This window comes from Methylocystis sp. Sn-Cys (genome assembly GCF_016745395.1).
GTDB lineage: Bacteria > Pseudomonadota > Alphaproteobacteria > Rhizobiales > Beijerinckiaceae > Methylocystis > Methylocystis iwaonis.
The window spans coordinates 1-2,067 of the sequence record NZ_JAERVJ010000016.1 but is presented as its reverse complement, the minus strand read 5'-3'; the positions used below and the strand labels follow the sequence as shown (position 1 = coordinate 2,067).

General features: G+C 54.2%; 1 rRNA gene. It reads left to right on the top strand.

What is annotated here, in order from left to right:
* Positions 1 to 36: 36 nt before the first annotated feature.
* Positions 37 to 2,067: ribosomal RNA gene (locus JJT62_RS18900) — 23S ribosomal RNA — on the top strand; the annotation flags it as partial.

Below are 2,067 nucleotides of genomic sequence, written 5' to 3'. Positions count from 1 at the left end.
GACCTCTGCCGAGGGGTGGGTGTTGATAATGAGAGCGATCAAGTGCCTTAAGGGTATTCGGTGGATGCCTTGGCGCTGAGAGGCGATGAAGGACGTGGTACGCTGCGATAAGCCGTGGGGAGGTGCGAACAACCTTTGATCCGCGGATTTCCGAATGGGGAAACCCACCTTCGATCTCTGTTATTCCGAAGAGTTCGATCTGATGCGCACAGCATCGGGTCGACGTCATGGTGTTCCTTGATAGGGAACGGCGGGGCTAAGCCCCTGGCGTCGCGCAAGCGACGCTAGGAGCGACTGCGACGCCGAGCCAATGCGAGGGGCGCGCCGCTTGCGGCGCAAAAACACGATGTCTTTGGACTAACAGAGATCATGAGAAGGTATTTGTGACTGAATCCATAGGTCACAAAAGCGAACCCGGTGAACTGAAACATCTAAGTAACCGGAGGAAAGGACATCAACGAGACTCCGTTAGTAGTGGCGAGCGAACGCGGACCAGGCCAATGCTCTTTGTCTTTTAACTCGAACCGGTTGGAAAGCCGGGCCATAGCGGGTGACAGCCCCGTAGGGATTTCGAAGGCGAAGAGATACGAGTAGGGCGGGACACGTGCAATCCTGTCTGAACATGGGGAGACCACTCTCCAAGCCTAAGTACTCCTCAGCGACCGATAGTGAACAAGTACCGTGAGGGAAAGGTGAAAAGCACCCCGACGAGGGGAGTGAAACAGTCCCTGAAACCGGATACCTACAAACAGTCGGAGCCCGCAAGGGTGACGGCGTACCTTTTGTATAATGGGTCAGCGACTTAAAGTAACGAGCAAGCTTAAGCCGGTAGGCGTAGGCGCAGCGAAAGCGAGTCTGAACAGGGCGTTCAGTTCGTTGCTTTAGACCCGAAACCGAGTGATCTAGCCATGAGCAGGTTGAAGGTGCAGTAACATGCACTGGAGGACCGAACCGGTGTCTGTTGAAATAGACTCGGATGACTTGTGGTTAGGGGTGAAAGGCCAACCAAACTCGGAAATAGCTGGTTCTCCGCGAAAGCTATTTAGGTAGCGCCTCGCATTTATTCTCCAGGGGGTAGAGCACTGGATGGGCTAGGGGGTCCCACAGACTTACCAAACCCAACCAAACTCCGAATACCTGGAAGAACTGTGCGGGAGACACACAGTGGGTGCTAACGTCCATTGTGGAGAGGGAAACAACCCAGACCAACAGCTAAGGCCCCCAATTCGTGGCTAAGTGGGAAAGGATGTAAGAATCCCAAAACAACCAGGAGGTTGGCTTAGAAGCAGCCATCCTTTAAAGAAAGCGTAACAGCTCACTGGTCTAAATAAGGGTTCTCGCGCCGAAGATGTACCGGGGCTCAAGCCACGAGCCGAAGCTTTGGGTTCATCCGCAAGGGTGAGCGGTAGCGGAGCGTTCCGTAAGCCTGTGAAGGGACAGTCGTGAGACATCCTGGAGGTATCGGAAGTGCGAATGCTGACATGAGTAACGAGAAACACTGTGAAAGACAGTGTCGCCGAAAGTCCAAGGGTTCCTGCGTAAAGTTAATCTTCGCAGGGTTAGCCGGTCCCTAAGGCGAGGCCGAAAGGCGTAGTCGATGGGAACCACGTTAATATTCGTGGGCCAGCAGGTGGTGACGCGTGGGGTAAATTGTTCGGACTTACTGGATTGTCCGGGCAGTGAACTCGCGCCAGGAAATAGCCCCTGCATCAGACCGTACCCGAAACCGACACAGGTGGACTGGTAGAGTATACCAAGGCGCTTGAGAGAATGACGTTGAAGGAACTCGGCAATTTACCTCCGTAACTTCGGGATAAGGAGGCCTTCGGTTTGGGCAACCAGATCGGAGGGGCACAGACCAGGGGGTGGCAACTGTTTAACAAAAACACAGGGCTCTGCGAAATCGCAAGATGACGTATAGGGTCTGACGCCTGCCCGGTGCCGGAAGGTTAAGAGGAGAGGTTCACGCCTTGAATTGAAGCCCCGGTAAACGGCGGCCGTAAATATAACGGTCCTAAGGTAGCGAAATTCCTTGTCGGGTAAGTTCCGACCTGCACGAATGGCGTA